Raw genomic sequence first — 14,957 nt, forward strand, 5'->3', positions numbered from 1 at the left:
CATGACAGTTTCGTTTTGCACGGTCTACGTACTATTCCAGAGCGATCGAGAGCATCAACAAAAAATGCGCTTAACACGCTCAAAAGCTGACGCTCTCGTAAGTTCATCACACTCAGTTTTCCATCCGCACAAACGCCGTTGCTGCCTTACGAACCGAGCGCCAGATAAAGACGAGTAAGCCGATAAGCGCCATGCAGGTCAGCGCAGTAGCCACAATCCGAAACGTCCCGGCAAATCCAACCGCAGCAATCAAAGGAATGCTGACAAAAACAGAAAGGAACTGACCAAGGAAAACAGAGGAAGTCAGCACCCCACCTGCCATACCACGCCGCGAGCTCGGAGCTACCTGAAGGGCGATAGCTGGAAAGTTCGGCATCGCAAGCGCATACCCAGCACCCATCGCAGCGGTCCCCAGGAACACGCTCCAGGTTTTCTGAAGGGTCAGCAACATCAGCCCAATCGCCATGAATCCGTAGGCCAGCGTAAATGCCCCACTGTAACCAACACGCGCTTTAATCCGCCCGTAAAGCAGAGCTGCCGTGCCACCAGTCAGCATCAACGCACCCAGCGCAGCACCTGTCATAGTCGCACTGTCATAACCTTGAGCATCCAGAAAGAACGGCAGCTGTGTCGGCATAAGGAAGAAGATCATATTGGTCAGCATTTGCAGTAAAGCCAATGCCGCCAGCAGCCAGACCCAAGCCGGAGATCCGTCGTCTTCTGCACTTGCAGCCTTCTTTGCAGCTGCAGAGTGCTTCACCGGTTCGCTGATATAACGCCACAAGAACGGCACCATGAGCAACGCAAGCCCATAAATCGCAAACGGTAACCGCGGAGAAGTAACAGCCAGCAAGCCAGCCATTGAGATAAAGAGAAAACCGCCAAAGTTACGAGCCGACGTCTGTAGCCCCATCAGAGAGCTGCGCTGGTTGCCGACAAAGTAGTCACCGATCAAAGCTGTTTGCGCCGTCATCACCATGGCAACTGCAATGCCAAGACCCAATCGGCTCATCAATATACTCGTCAGGTCCGGCAGGATCATGCCGGCACTTCCCATCACAGCAAACAGCAGGACACCTGTAAGCAACAGTGCCCGCCGACCATAGCGATCTGCGATCACTCCAGCCAGCGGGGCACAGATAACAACAGTCAGCGAAGGCGTTGAGACCAGAAGCCGGGACAACCAAAGAACATTTGGATCATCCCGGAACATCTCCTCCAATCCAGCAAGAGCAGGACTGATCGTCGCGTTCGCCATGACCGTTAAAGTAGCCGCCATTAAAAGAGCAATCGCTCTGGGGTCTTTCCAGACCTGTTGTTCGGGCTCCACGTGCACTTGTTTCATTTGCTTATCCTCTTGCAAAATTACCCTGTTGAGATCAGGATACGACTTCAAGTCAACTTGAGGTCAAGTATGAAACTGCTGGATATTGGAGAGATCACCGAACGCTCAGGCGTGAAGCCCTCCACACTGCGATATTATGAGGAAGTCGGGCTCATTCAATCCATAACGCGGCACGGTCTCCGACGTCAGTACGAGCCGCAAATCCTAACGAAACTCTCTCTGATCACACTCGCCAAGGCTGGTGGATTTTCACTGACAGAGATTGCAGGCATGTTTTCTGAAAAGGGTCAGCTCCAGATCCCGCGAGAGCAGATCCGTGAACGTGCCGATCTGATTGATGAGCAAATCAAGGAACTCACAGCCCTGCGCGATGTCCTGCACCACGTGGCCGACTGCCCTGCCCCGAGCCATATGGAGTGCCCTTCCTTCCAACGCATGCTCAAGGCATCGGACAGGCGGAAACCAGCAAAGAAAAAACCGCCGACCAAATAGCCGACGGTTCCATGTTCTCATGAAGCGGTTTTTAGGGGCCTCTTACTTCGCAGCGCGCTCAACAAGCTTAAGGCACACCTGCATCGCACATGCCATGTCCTGCACGCTGATCCATTCCAGCGGCCCATGGATTTCCTGCATGCCGGTGAAGATGTTCGGGCAGGATGTCCCCTTCGCGGTCAGCACAGAACCATCGGTTCCGCCACGGATCGGCTTGGCAGATACACTCAAGCCCATGTCCTCATAAGCTGCCTTAGCAAGCTCAACTGGGGTCATATCATCACGCAGCCAATGGTGCATGTTGCGATACTGTTCTTTGACCTCACAAGAGATGGAAGCACGCGGCTCAGTAGCCTGAACTGCAGCACATACCTGCTCCAGCAGATCAGCTTTCGCTTCCAGACCTTCCAGCTCAAAATCACGCAGCACAAAATGCAGTTCCGCTTCAGCTGCATTCCCCACCATGTCGGCAATAAAGATAAAGCCATCACGACCATCAGTGGTCTCAGGTGTCATCGTCGCATGCGGTAGCATGGTGATGATCTTGCCTGCCAGATGCAACGCGTTGACCAGCTTATCCTTCGCATAACCAGGATGCACGGAAACGCCAGTGATCTTTACTGTCGCACCATCAGCGCAGAAGTTCTCATAGTTCAGCTCGCCCACTTTGCCGCCATCCAGCGTGTAAGCAAAATCCGCACCCAGAGCGCCAGGCAACTTGTCATGCACACCGCGCCCGATTTCTTCATCCGGCGTAAACGCAATACGAAGCTTGCCATGAGGAATCTGAGGGTTGCTCAGCAAATGACGTGCAAGGCACATGATGATCGCAACGCCGGCCTTGTCATCCGCACCCAGCAACGTACTTCCACTGGCGGTGATAATGTCATCACCGATTTTCTCACCAAGATAACGGGAGTTTTCAGGAGACAGGGACAACTCAGAGGCATCCGGGAAGGAAATTGCAGAACCATCATAAGCACGGTGAACGCGTGGCTTCACACCCTCAGCATGGTAGGCCGGGGCGGTATCCACGTGCGCCAGCAGGCCAATCACAGGCGCATCAGTCTCGACAGTCGCAGGAATAGTGGCAAGAACAACGCCGTATTCAGTCAGCTCAACGTCACTGGCACCAATCTCCATCAGCTCAGCACGCACCACCTTTTGTACATCAAGCTGGATCTGAGAGCTTGGGGACTCCGGGCACGTCTCATCGCTCTGGCTATCAATAGCCGCATAGCGAACGAGGCGCTCTTCCAGTTCCTGATCAAATTCTGTTCTCATAGAAGATCTCCTTGCAGTTACCTTCTATCTGCGCGAAGCCCCATCAACTTTCAAGTTGGAACACTGCCATAGGAGCAAAAGCAAACCGCTTTTACCGCACCTCACTCGCAATTTTCCCTGCAAACCCAAAAAGAACAAAGCCCGACAACACACGGAACCGGCGATACCGAGCCTGAGTGATAAAGCGCGCTCGCAACAACGAGGCCAACGCAGAATACCCGCTTAAAGATAGGACAGAGATCCCACAAAACGTTGCAACAAGAATACTCGCCTGTGGCAGCAGGGCCAACTCAGAGCTCATAACTTGCGGGAACAGAGCAACAAAAAACAGGATCGCTTTTGGGTTGGTCACCGCCAGCAAAAACGCTTCCCAGAACAGTGTCAATCCAGATACAGAAACGCTGACATCCCCTGATAAATCAATCTCCTCACGCTTGAAGACAAACTTAAGCCCGAGCCAGACCAGATAACCGACACCCATCCATCGGAACACACTCCACAAAATCTCAGAGGTGAGCACAAAACTCACCACACCACCCGCGCAAAATGCACCCGCAATCGCAAGCCCAAGTGTATTGCCGAGAATAGTCGGAAGAACCCGCCCCATCCCCAGCTGCGCAGCCCGTCGCAGGGTATTAAGGATCGCTGGCCCCGGCGTCACAATATTCGCCGCAGAAATCAGCACAAAAGAAACCCAAACCCAAAAATCCATTTTGTATTCCACTGTATACACAAATCAAATCTTGGGTAATTGATTGCGTTGGTGCAGTCAAGCTTGCAAGACAATACCGGTGTTTTTCTTGGACAGAGGCTTCCTTGCCAGCAAGCAACCTACTTTATTGACCGCGCAACACGAAAACCCAGGTCCTCAACACGAAAGGTTGGGTGACTGCGCCGTCTGTTGGTGACAAGGCAACCCCGTTCATCATCTGCCCAACCACCACCTTTAAACACGCGGTACTCTCCATAAACAGCTGGATCATAAAGATCCCAACACCACTCCCAAACATTGCCCAGCATATCGTAGAGCCCAAACTCATTCGGGTCTTTGCACCCTACTGCCTGCGGAGTTCCAGCTGAGTTTTCGGCAAACCACCCGATATCTTCAAGCGCACCATAGCGCGGTCCTTGAGAACCAGCACGACACGCATACTCCCACTCAGCATCTGTCAGCAGACGATACCCATCGTTTATGGCGCACCGATCAACCAGCCCGTCCCCATGCTCAAGGTAGTAAGGCTTCAGGCCATACCGCTCAGAAAGGCCATTACAAAACCTGACCGCATCAAACCAGCTGACAGAGTCAACGGGCAAATCATCACCAGTAAACTGAGAGGGCCGCTCATCCAGAACAGACGCATACAGCGCCTGTGTAACCAGATATTTCGAAGTATCAAACGACTGAACCTGAGCTGTCCATCGCTCCCTTTTACGATCATCTTTCTGAAGAAGGACACCGGCAGGGATCGTCACCATTTCCGGTATCAAAGTGGAACTCAACTCCCCCAACAGCATTCCAACAAACCAATAAGCTCCAACGCGCCGAGTGTGGCACACCAACGAATAGAAGCAAACTTTACGCGCTCCCAACAAGCTTCAGAAAACTATTTTGGCTAATGAATTGAAAGATCATCCCGCTCACAATGATCGGAACATAAGCAGACCCATGACGAAGCCTCTTGTTGTGATCACAGGTGCCAGCTCAGGCATCGGCGCAGCCCTTGCAAAAACCTTCAGCAAAGACGGGCACCCTCTGTTGCTCTTGGCAAGACGCACGGAACCCATGATGGCGATGGACCTTCCCAACACGATCTGCAGCAAAGTCGACGTCACAAATCGCGAGCACATGATCAAGGCCATCCGTCATGCCGAGCAAGCTTTAGGCCCGGCAGATGCCCTCATCAACAACGCAGGCTGCATGTTCCTGAGCGAGCTAAAAGATCAAAATCCAGAAGATTGGGAGACAATGATCGACGTGAACCTGCGCGGTGTCTTCAACGGCATCCACGCAGTGCTGCCAGCAATGTACCAACGAGGCTCTGGCACCATCATCAACATAGGGTCCATGACTGCTAAAAAGCCCTTCCCCATGCGTGCGGCCTATGGCGCCACCAAAGTCGCTGTCCACGGCCTCAGCGAAGCATTACGACAAGAGGTGGCAGGCCACAACGTCCGTGTCATCACCATCGTACCAGGTCTGGTTGAAACACCCCTCCCTTCCAGCACACGCGATGCAAAAATCCGCGAAGACTACGAAGAACAGAAACGGCAAATCGGTGGTGCACTTGACCCACAAAACGTGGCCGACGCGACCCTATTTGCCTACAACCAGCCCCAAACCGTAAACATTCGCGAACTGGTTATCACAGCAACACGGCAATCTGGCTGATCATACGACAGCACCGCTAACGGGCTACAATCCGCTCTAAATTTGCCACGCCTTCAAAAGCACTGCCAACAACAGCGGTGTTTTCTTTTTGCCTCAAGCTTTCGATACAGCGTCACTGCATTGTCTCAAGAACTCAAATCACCTAACTTGCTGTGTTGAGGGGAGTATAGAAATGCAAGAGACCTATGTAAGCGGTATTCTATTGGCCTATGCAGCGTTTGCCATCGGCTTATTTAGTCCCGGCCCCAACATTATGTCGATCATTGGCACATCAATGGCCAACAGCAGGCCCGCCGGCAAATCGCTTGCACTTGGGATTGCCACGGGTTCATTTTTATGGGGCACACTGACACTACTCGGTCTTACAAGTCTACTCGCATTCTACGCCTCATTGATGACGATTATTAAGATTGCAGGAGCTTGCTACTTGTTCTGGCTGGCGTTCAAGGCGTTTAGGTCTGCAGGCAGAAGTAAACGACAAGAGCTGAGTTCCATATCATTAGGAAACAATCACTGGGCTTACTACCGGCGAGGTCTAGTAATTCAGATGACAAATCCCAAAGCAGCGTTCACTTGGATTGCAGTTATTTCTCTAGCATTGGATCACGCTGCACCATGGTGGGTAGGCCTTTCCGTCATCGCAGGAACATCAATCCTGTCGACTGTCGGGCATCTCACGTACACCTATGCATTCTCAACTCAAACCATGATCACCGCCTACCGAAAGGCTCGGAGATGGATCGAAGGACTGCTCGGCAGCTTCTTCACCTTTGCAGGCTACAAGCTGCTGACAAGCGATGTATAAAGAAAAATACCAGTCGGCCTGTAAGCCGGGTTTTGTAAGGCACAAGGTGTTACCCTTGTACGCGACGGCAATTCATCTGGGATGCCCATTACTGAACACCTCTAGCGACCCACCCGGGCGGTCAGGTCTGGAAACATGACTGGAAGTAAACTTCCGCGCCGCCCCTATTCGGTCTTGCTCCCGGTGGGGTTTACCATGCCGTTTTTGTTGCCAAAAACGCGGTGGGCTCTTACCCCACCCTTTCACCCTTACCAATGCATGCACTGGCGGTTTGCTTTCTGCGGCACTTTCCCTAAGGTCACCCTCGCCGGACGTTATCCGGCACCGTGTCTCCATGGAGCCCGGACTTTCCTCCACTGCGGCCTTTCGGCACTTGCAGCAGCAACCGTCCGGCCGACTGGTGCACCTGAACTACGGAGCCTAAGGAAAAAGGTCAAGCAAAGAATTACGCTTGCACACGATCTCCGCTCAGTTCCATTGCTTGCTCAAGAGCTTGAACAAAGCCACTCCGCAGCTTCTCATTCGCCTCAGCAAACCCAACAACAAGCCCCTTCTGCGGTGCGCCAAGATAAAATACGGAAAGCGGATTAACCCCAAAGCCCTTCTGGTTCATCAGGTCCGCAACAGCCACATCATCGCAGGTCTCCGGCAGATAAAGGCAAGTCTGCAAGCCTCCGGTTGGCATGGAAACACCAACCTGATTGCCAAAACGCTCCCCGACCAACTGGCACAGCGCAACACCGTTTTCATGGTAAGCACTGCGGATCTTGTTCAGATGCGCCCGAAAGTGCCCACTCTCAATAAAATCTGCAAAGGCCATCTGTACATGCACATTAGCCAGTGCACCCGATGCCCGCTGCGCCAACTCCAATCCCACCACATGCTCTTTAGGAACAACCGCATAAGCAAGCCGAATACCCGGCATGAGCGACTTTGCTGAGGTACCGATATAGATCACAGAGTGACGATCACCCAGCCCCTGAAGCGCTGCAATCGGCCGCCCTTCAAACAAGAACTCACTGTCGTAATCATCTTCTAAAATCACCGCACCTTTGTCGTGAGCCTGTTTAAGCAACATAAGTCGCTCACTCATCTCCATGCGCCGGCCAGTTGGGTATTGGTGCGAAGGCGTCACATAGATCAAAGAGGCACGTGAAACCTGATCAATCTCAGTTAAAGCCTGCACCTTCAACCCAGCAGCATAAAAGGCTGATCGCGCACCCAGATATCCCGGCTCCTCAAGCAGTGCCACGTCCCCTTCCTCAGAAAAACACTGAGACATGAGCGAGAGCGCTGATTGTGTGGTCGGAAAGGCGAGAACCTGCTCAGGAGAGCAGATCACCCCGCGCTCCTGTGCCAGATACTGTGCCAGTACCCGCTGCAACTCAGGCAGGCCAGAAGTGTGTTCGTATCCCAGTGCATTGCCGTTGAGCAACCGCGCTGCGCGCCGCAAACTCCGTGCCCATTGTTCTTTGGGAAACAGCTCTCGCGAAGGTTCACCCGGCTGCATGGAAACGCCCCTTCCCGACGGGCTCGTGTAACGGTGATTACAAGAAAATCGCTTGCCACGCGATGAAAGCGGAGGTGTCGTTTCACGAACAGGACCTGCAACAACAGCCCCTTCAACCTCAGGCAAGGCCACCACTTCAGGCCGAGCACCAGACCGCACGTCCACCAGCCCTTCGGACCGCAGCAAATCATAGGCCGTGTTCACTGTGTTGCGAGAAACGGAAAGGCTGGTCGCCAACTGACGTGAGCTGGGCAACCGCTCTCCTTCAGGAACACGCCGCTTCAGAATTGCATCCCGGTACTGCTGATAAATCTGGCTCGACAGCGGAGTGCTGACCTCGCGATTGATCATCACAACATACTCAAACAACTGGCACCCCACAATTTGATTAAGCGGATCTATATGAGGAACCAGTTTTGCAGAGAATACAGATCAGCACAATACTTCTTCGCCCCGCAGCGGGGGTAACGTGCACAAATGAAACAGAAAACCCGGCAAGCAGTCAGAGCACAAACTCAAACCACTTGCCGGGCTAACTGGTCCCATATTGCCGTTTTCGCTCAAAACCGGGGACCAGAAACGGTTAAGACAATGACAGCAGAAATGACACTTGAAGCAGCGCCAAGCACTAGCACTCGTGAAACCAAGCCACCTAAATTTGCTCGTGTCAGAACAAGTCTGCGCGCGGATTATGATTGGAACACAATCCTCCCAATTCTGGAGAGCTCCCTCGTCGTCCATGTCGGCTTCATGGATGAAGACCGCCCAATGGTCATTCCCATGGCTTTTGCAGTTATGGACCGCACTATCTACATTCACGGCGCGAAAGCAGCGCGGATCGTGAAGAAGATGAGCAAAGACTCCCAAGTCTGTCTCACATTCACACTCATTGACGGCATTGTTGCTGCGCGGTCAGCTTTCCACCATTCCGTCAACTACCGAACCGCCGTCATTCACGGCACGGCCCGCCTTGTCACCGACCATCAGGAAGCATGGGACTCACTCAAGGCAATCACCGAACACCTTTTGCCTGGCAGATGGGATGAGGTCCGCCCGATGACGGAGAAGGAACAGATCTCAACTGGGGTCATCGCAATCGAGATCGAACACGCCTCAGCAAAAATCCGTCAGGGCGCTCCGGTCGACGATGCGGAGGATTACGCGCTACCCTATTGGGCTGGCGTTGTTCCGGTCACAACGTCACTCGGTCAACCGATTGATGATGGGAAACTACTGGATGGCGTGAAGGTGCCCGCTTCGCCAACAAATGCAGCTCGAAAGTTCGCCTAATTTTCGGGGAATTCGCCTAAAATTTTAAGAGTTAGGGTGGTTGACTTTGCCCGGTCAACCACCCTGATATGTCCTTGCAGACAGACTGACCGTCGGTCAGACATTCATAAAATTCTAAGAAACTTTGAATGGGAACTTACAGTCCCCCGCCCGAATATGCAAGATGCATTTAGCTGCGTGCCATAATATCCTTAACGCGCTTGCAGTACTTGGCACTAATCCGGTTCATACGCTTGGCATAGTGGCCAGCGTTGTATCGCAAAATGGTTCCGCACAGATCTCCGCCAGCGCGCTTATAAGCACCAGCCAGATATCGCATGCCCCATTCGATGTTGTTCTCTGGTTTATAAAGAGCTTTGGTCGAACCGCGATAACCCATACCACGTGCGGTAGATGGCTTAATCTGCATGAGACCAACTTCACCGGCACGGCCACGCGCTCTTGCGTTGAAGTTACTTTCCACTTCAACAACAGCCTTCGCAATGTGGTGCGGAACGCCGTGCTTCTTGGCTTTCTGTTCGATCAGCTTAACGTAGCTACCCTTTTTAGTAGCCGCTGCAGCTTCATCAGAGAAGACATTGGTATTCACAACACCGCCGAGCATAACACTTGCAGCAAGAACGGGGATTACTACGTTATTTTTTATTTTTGTAAGGTTCATCTTCATTTCCTGGCAATCATGTTTTGAGCAGGAGTGTTTATCTTCAGAAGATGAGACGAAAATCAGACAGGTCTGATCACGAAAAGTTACAATTTTAATGTTTAAAAACTGGCATAAACCTTAGTTTATGGCACAAAAAGGGCTGATGCAGGGCACATCAGCCTTACTTAAGGAAACTTTTCAGCAAAACAGAGTCATTCCCCTACGTAATCAAATCGTATTCATATTACGTATTAGACCCTATTTTACTGATATTTCAATGACATCTATCACAATCAGAAGGATTTTAGCTTTTTCAGCAGGCTATGCAGTGTCGCAATGGTCTGCGCATCAGCAATTCCATCGACTTTTGCAGGACGGAAGTGGCGCTGAAACGCCTCAACAGCATATTTGGTCTTCTCATCAAACACGCCACTGACCAACACATCATACCCATAGAGCCCCAGAAGCGACTGTAGAGCTTCAATCGGCTGTCCTTCGTCCCCCTCCTGAAAGAAGCTCGAAGCCTCAAGCACCACCGGCTCAATAAAATGCCCGACACCAGCCTCAGCTAACCGCGCCCATGGAAAATGACGGCCCGGATCCTGTTTACGGGACGGAGCAACATCAGAATGTCCAAGCACCCGCTCTGGTGAAATATTGTTGCGTTCACAGATATCCTTGGCGAGAGCAATCACAGCTTCAATCTGCACATCAGGATAGCCTTGCGTACCCGCTTCCTGATCTCCCAGATTGGAAATCTCGATTCCAATACTGCGGGAGTTAAGGTCATCCTCACCTTTCCAGCTGGAAACACCGGCATGCCAGGCCCGGCGACTTTCCGGCACCATCTGCGTAACCATGCCCAGTTCATCAACCAGATAGTGGCAGGAAACTTCTGAGCGCGGATCGCACAGCCAGGAAACAGCCTTCTCAGCACTTTCCATCGCCGTGTAATGCAAGATCAGCATATCAACGGCAGGAACGCGGCGCTCGTTGTGATTGGGAGATGGACGAAGACGCGCAGGCACTGCGCATTCAGTTTTAACGCTCATATTCCTCGTTCCGCGCAGATCTGCTCATACGCTTTATTCAATGCAACCAGCTTATCGCTGGCGATCTTGACGAACTCTTCGGGGACACCTCGACCAATCAACCGATCAGGATGTGTCTCCCGGACTTGCTTGCGATAGCAGGAGCGCACATCTTCATCACTCGCCACCATATCAATGCCGAGAACCAGATAGGGATCTCCATCCCCTCTTATATGACGGGCTTTAATCTGCGAAAAGCCAACAGCATCGATTCCAAAGATTTCAGCAATCCGGCTCAGGTAGGCAACTTCTCTCTCATGAATAACGCCATCTGCCTTGGCTATATAAAAGAGGCCATCCAGCACATCCGTACGCGTCGTCTCATCTTCAGCAAACAACACAGAGAGTTTGGAAGCGTAGATCTCAAAGCCCGCTACGTCCTGCTGAGCCAGTTGGAAGAGGCGCGAAACGTTGCGCTCCTCACCCGCTGGCATCTCAAACAGATCGTAAAATGCGATCACTTCGTCATGGGTCACAACACCATCAGCTTTTGCCATTTTCGCAGACAAGGCGATCATAGCGACTGTAAAGGCAACATTCCGGCGCGCTTCACCAACTGACTGAACAAGCTGCTGCAGCCGGTCAACCAACTGGGCACCACCGGTTTGCAGTGCACCTACAATCTTGTCAAAGCTGCCCCAAAAATTCATTGGCATCCTGCTCTCTAGTTCAATCTGCTTGACAATTTCGCCGGAAAAGACAGCAAAATAATTAGTCACCGCAAATCAGGTTTATACCTAACAAATTATTTATCAATCTGAATAGTTTGTTTCCCTTGGGTTTTATTTGCCCACTGCTATCTATAAGTGCCCATTGCATGATTTCAGTTCAAGCCTCAGTCAAGCTTGATCTCAAAATATCGCCCCATGAAACACATGGGTAATGTTTTACAGATATATTCGCTATTAATTAAGTACACATACAGGCGACAGCGCCAACTAACTTCTCAGTTGCCTGCTGCCAGCGCACATTATTTCGTGCGTTTCGGGATGGGGATTTCAAGTGGAAACGATACCTCCACATCGTAAATTACTTTACGCCGGCATAGTGTTTGCTGTGATTGGTGCCATTGCCACAAGCTTTTATGCCATTGATCAAGCGACTTTATATTATTTATTCAAGAGTGAAGCTCAAAAAGAATTCCATACTGCGAACAACATCATCAATTCACACCACCCTTTCGAGGCCCCTTCCAATGAAGACACGGGACAAAAGGATTCCTCTTCCCCGTTAAACTTCGGCCTGCGCGGGTCCAGCTCTGCCCCAACCACAGAAATCATCTCTTCAAGCTGGAAGCTGCCTGCAACCAAAGCCACCGCAGTCAAGCAGGCACTGGTAGAACAGTTTGAAGAGTTCGAACTTCTGGTCGTCAACGCTCCCGGTCGTCCATTGGCTGTCCATCCGCGGAATATGACCAATGACCGCGTAAACGAAATTCTGTCCGATCCCTCTGCTTATGACGCCTGGCACTCTGCACTCAACTCAGGACAGTTGGTGATTTACTCCAACTTCAACTGGCTTGAATGGCGGATACCAAAATTTGGCGTCGTCATTCCTTATGTAAATGACGAAAACAAAGCGCGTGGCGGCTTTATCTTCACCACCAAACCAACGCTCAACACCGTCGTGTTTATGGACGCAATCGCCTTTGGGTCGGCCTTTGCATTCCTGCTGGTGCTCGTCGTGGCAATTGCCTCTATTATGTTCGCCTGGAAAGGACTGCATGATCGCTGGAAAACCTCCAAAACGATCCGCTTCCTCGCGCACAACGATCCACTGACCCACTTGCCAAACCGCGCTGTTTTCTCTGACGAGTTAAACAAGGCACTCCGCAAAGCATCTATTACAGCTTCCAATGTTTACGTCATTGCCATCGACGTTGATAAGTTCAAGGAAGTAAACGACAACCACGGCCATGCAGCTGGCGATACATTCCTCCAGATCATTTCAGACCGGTTGCGGCTCGTCTTCACTGATCACCTCGTCTCGCGTCTTTCTGGCGATGAGTTCGCTGTGATGATCGAGGGGGAATACACCAGTCACGATATCACCGTGCTCGCCCAGCGCGCCATGGCAACCACCAATTCCAGCTGCGTCATCGACAGCAAAGAAATCCAGATCTCCTTATCTATGGGCATCGCTCAGGCGACCGATGCTGCTTGGCGATCCTCCCGCCTTCTCCATTGCGCTGACCTGGCGCTCTACCGCTCCAAGAACGGTGGCCGCTCCACTTACACCTGGTACGAGTCCAGCATGGATGAAGAGCTGGAACGCCGCCGTGAGCTGGAAACAGAGATGATCCGTGCGCTCAAGCTAGACGGATTCTCAGTCGTGTATCAGGCTCAGGTTGGCCTAGCAGACAACAAGCTCAAAGCTTTTGAAGCCTTGCTCCGCTGGGTGCATCCGGAAAAAGGCCGTATCTCACCAGAAGTCTTCATCCCAATTGCCGAAGACACCGGCCTTATTGAAGCGCTCGGCGAATATGTGCTCAAAAAGGCTTGCACTGACGCTGCAAGCTGGGCTGACCCAACCTTGAAAGTCGCCGTCAACTTCTCGCCTGCACAGTTCAAGACCGGATTGATCGAGCAGAAAATTTCAGAAGCCCTCGAAGAATCCGGTCTGGCACCAGAGCGCCTTGAGATCGAGATCACCGAAAGCCTCCTGATTGCCGACACCACCAGCGTGGTGAAGTCACTCAAGAAGATCGGGAACATGGGCGTTTCCATCGCCATGGATGACTTCGGCACGGGCTATTCTTCCCTAAGCTACCTTTCTCGCTTCCCGTTCAACAAAATTAAGATCGACCGCAGCTTCATCATGAACATCGGCAAGGATGCCCACACCGACGCAATCGTTGCTGCGATTATCGGTCTTGGCCGTTCACTTGACGTATTGATCACAGCAGAAGGCGTTGAAGAAGAAATGCAGGCCCAAATCCTGCGAGCCGGCGGCTGCGATATCGTTCAAGGTTATTACTTCGGCAAACCATCTAACGTTGATCCGGCCAATCCGCACGCAAATGTCCGCTGCACGCTTGGAACACAAGAGGCCAAGCAGATTGAAGCTGCCTACGTCGGATAACCTCTCAAATAAGCCTAGCGAGAATAGCAGGATATCTCTCGCTAGGCGCTGCACGCTACCTTGACACAAATGACCCGCGCTTGGGATTCGCTGTGAGGTAGCTATGGCAGACAAGAGCAATGCAAATACTGAGGACATGAGCGAAGAGGAGGATCTTGCAGAGATTGCACGGCCCTTCCACTACTTGTCTTTCTTCCAGCTGCTTCAATCCCTCATTACAGCCCTATTGCTGGGCGTCGTAGCACTCATCTCTCTGGAAGTGCTCATGTCACCCATTCCAGAATCTGCATTACGGCCCATGCTGATCTGGCTTGCACTGGCATTCTTCTTTGTCGTGATCGTCGTGCCGAAAAATTTCACACTCGGCTTTTTGTGCATGTTGCTTTGCCAACTTGTCGCCTGGCGGATTGCCTCACTCTATTATGCCTATCTGCTCAGCTGGCCATTGGCCTTTGCCTTCTTCGTCAATCTCATCTGGTTCCTCAGCACTATCCAGCGCAACTCATTTGAGACAGCAGGCCGTGGCCTCACGCTTTGGCAATGGCAACTCACCTTCTTCCGTATTCTGGTTGGCTTTGTGATGGTGCCACACTTCACCGACAAGCTGTTTGCCGGGTCTCTCCCTTACATGGAGCACGTGGAATTCTTCTCCCTGCTCGGTTATCCCGACCCTGCCATGATCATTGATGCAGCAGGTCTGGCAGAACTGGCCATTGCAATTGGCATCGGCCTCGGGTTGCTCACCCGTCTCTCTTGTTTCTTCGCTGCAGCCTATATCTTGTTTGCAGCCACGCTGAGCGGAGCATTGGAGCACGGTTTCGTCTCCTTCGCCACAGCCGTCTCATGGGAGCTGCCGCTGATCCTGTTTGCGTCTTATCTTAGCTTCACCACCACAGGAGGGGGAGAATTCTCCATAGATGGTGCATTGCGCAGAACCGGTAAAATGCCCGGATGGATCAAACTGCTCATGGGAGACACAGGCCTCGCCCACAATGAGCATGTCGATTGAGTAATCGATAGCAGGTTC

The 14,957-nt window shown here is 51.9% G+C and carries 14 protein-coding genes and 1 other RNA gene; 6 read left to right on the top strand and 9 right to left on the bottom strand.

The window, feature by feature from the left end; genetic code table 11:
* Window positions 1-112: 112 nt before the first annotated feature.
* Window positions 113-1,345, bottom strand: coding sequence for an MFS transporter (locus PsAD46_RS23800; RefSeq protein ID WP_063293910.1), 1,233 nt, complete (start codon window positions 1,343-1,345; stop codon window positions 113-115).
* 69 nt (window positions 1,346-1,414) lie between these two features.
* On the opposite strand from PsAD46_RS23800, the gene PsAD46_RS23805 reads away from it, so the two are divergent.
* Window positions 1,415-1,837: a helix-turn-helix domain-containing protein gene (locus PsAD46_RS23805; protein ID WP_057465717.1), complete on the top strand. Its 423-nt coding sequence runs from the start codon at window positions 1,415-1,417 to the stop codon at window positions 1,835-1,837.
* Window positions 1,838-1,879: 42 nt separating this feature from the next.
* Here the strand turns inward: PsAD46_RS23805 and pepT are convergent, their stop codons facing one another.
* The 3 genes from pepT to PsAD46_RS23820 all read right to left on the bottom strand — a co-directional run bounded on the left by pepT (window position 1,880) and on the right by PsAD46_RS23820 (window position 4,636).
* Window positions 1,880-3,121: a peptidase T gene (gene pepT / locus PsAD46_RS23810; protein WP_063308006.1), complete on the bottom strand. Its 1,242-nt coding sequence runs from the start codon at window positions 3,119-3,121 to the stop codon at window positions 1,880-1,882.
* 91 nt (window positions 3,122-3,212) lie between these two features.
* Complete coding sequence (locus PsAD46_RS23815) at window positions 3,213-3,833, bottom strand: LysE family translocator (RefSeq protein WP_208982007.1); 621 nt, start codon at window positions 3,831-3,833, stop codon at window positions 3,213-3,215.
* Window positions 3,834-3,952: 119 nt separating this feature from the next.
* On the bottom strand, window positions 3,953-4,636 hold the full coding sequence (locus tag PsAD46_RS23820) for an SUMF1/EgtB/PvdO family nonheme iron enzyme (RefSeq protein ID WP_063308008.1): 684 nt from the start codon (window positions 4,634-4,636) through the stop codon (window positions 3,953-3,955).
* Between the two features lie 151 nt (window positions 4,637-4,787).
* Here PsAD46_RS23820 and PsAD46_RS23825 point away from each other — a divergent pair, with 151 nt between their 5' ends.
* Both PsAD46_RS23825 and PsAD46_RS23830 read left to right on the top strand, forming a co-directional pair.
* The gene (locus PsAD46_RS23825) at window positions 4,788-5,510 is read left to right on the top strand and encodes an SDR family oxidoreductase (RefSeq protein ID WP_063308009.1); all 723 of its coding nucleotides are present in this window, start codon (window positions 4,788-4,790) and stop codon (window positions 5,508-5,510) included.
* A gap of 172 nt (window positions 5,511-5,682) precedes the next feature.
* On the top strand, window positions 5,683-6,315 hold the full coding sequence (locus tag PsAD46_RS23830) for a LysE family translocator (RefSeq protein WP_063308010.1): 633 nt from the start codon (window positions 5,683-5,685) through the stop codon (window positions 6,313-6,315).
* 5 nt (window positions 6,316-6,320) lie between these two features.
* Here the strand turns inward: PsAD46_RS23830 and rnpB are convergent.
* An RNA gene (gene rnpB, locus PsAD46_RS23835) (RNase P RNA component class A) lies at window positions 6,321-6,716 on the bottom strand.
* 44 nt (window positions 6,717-6,760) lie between these two features.
* Window positions 6,761-8,194: a PLP-dependent aminotransferase family protein gene (locus tag PsAD46_RS23840; RefSeq protein ID WP_208982008.1), complete on the bottom strand. Its 1,434-nt coding sequence runs from the start codon at window positions 8,192-8,194 to the stop codon at window positions 6,761-6,763.
* A gap of 222 nt (window positions 8,195-8,416) precedes the next feature.
* Between PsAD46_RS23840 and PsAD46_RS23845 the strand changes: the two genes are divergently transcribed.
* Window positions 8,417-9,115 carry a pyridoxamine 5'-phosphate oxidase family protein gene (locus PsAD46_RS23845; RefSeq protein ID WP_063308011.1) on the top strand — a complete coding sequence of 233 codons (699 nt, stop codon included), beginning with the start codon at window positions 8,417-8,419 and terminating at the stop codon, window positions 9,113-9,115.
* Between the two features lie 169 nt (window positions 9,116-9,284).
* Here the strand turns inward: PsAD46_RS23845 and PsAD46_RS23850 are convergent, their stop codons facing one another.
* From PsAD46_RS23850 to PsAD46_RS23860, 3 genes are all read right to left on the bottom strand, one after another.
* A complete protein-coding gene (locus PsAD46_RS23850; RefSeq protein WP_057465711.1) occupies window positions 9,285-9,782 on the bottom strand; it encodes a lytic transglycosylase domain-containing protein in 498 nt (165 codons plus the stop codon).
* Window positions 9,783-10,051: 269 nt separating this feature from the next.
* Window positions 10,052-10,810, bottom strand: a complete 759-nt coding sequence (locus PsAD46_RS23855; RefSeq protein ID WP_063308012.1) for an N-acetylmuramoyl-L-alanine amidase — start codon at window positions 10,808-10,810, stop codon at window positions 10,052-10,054.
* Entirely contained in the window at window positions 10,807-11,505 is a 699-nt protein-coding gene (locus tag PsAD46_RS23860) for a DnaJ family molecular chaperone (RefSeq protein WP_343229009.1), read from the bottom strand. The genes PsAD46_RS23855 and PsAD46_RS23860 overlap by 4 nt, the downstream gene beginning before the upstream one ends.
* Window positions 11,506-11,851: 346 nt before the next feature.
* Between PsAD46_RS23860 and PsAD46_RS23865 the strand changes: the two genes are divergently transcribed.
* On the top strand, window positions 11,852-13,930 hold the full coding sequence (locus PsAD46_RS23865; protein WP_208982009.1) for a bifunctional diguanylate cyclase/phosphodiesterase: 2,079 nt from the start codon (window positions 11,852-11,854) through the stop codon (window positions 13,928-13,930).
* 103 nt (window positions 13,931-14,033) lie between these two features.
* Window positions 14,034-14,939, top strand: coding sequence for a DoxX family protein (locus PsAD46_RS23870; RefSeq protein ID WP_063289959.1), 906 nt, complete (start codon window positions 14,034-14,036; stop codon window positions 14,937-14,939).
* Window positions 14,940-14,957: the final 18 nt, after the last annotated feature.

It is taken from the genome of Pseudovibrio sp. Ad46 (genome assembly GCF_001623065.1).
Taxonomy (GTDB): Bacteria; Pseudomonadota; Alphaproteobacteria; order Rhizobiales; family Stappiaceae; genus Pseudovibrio.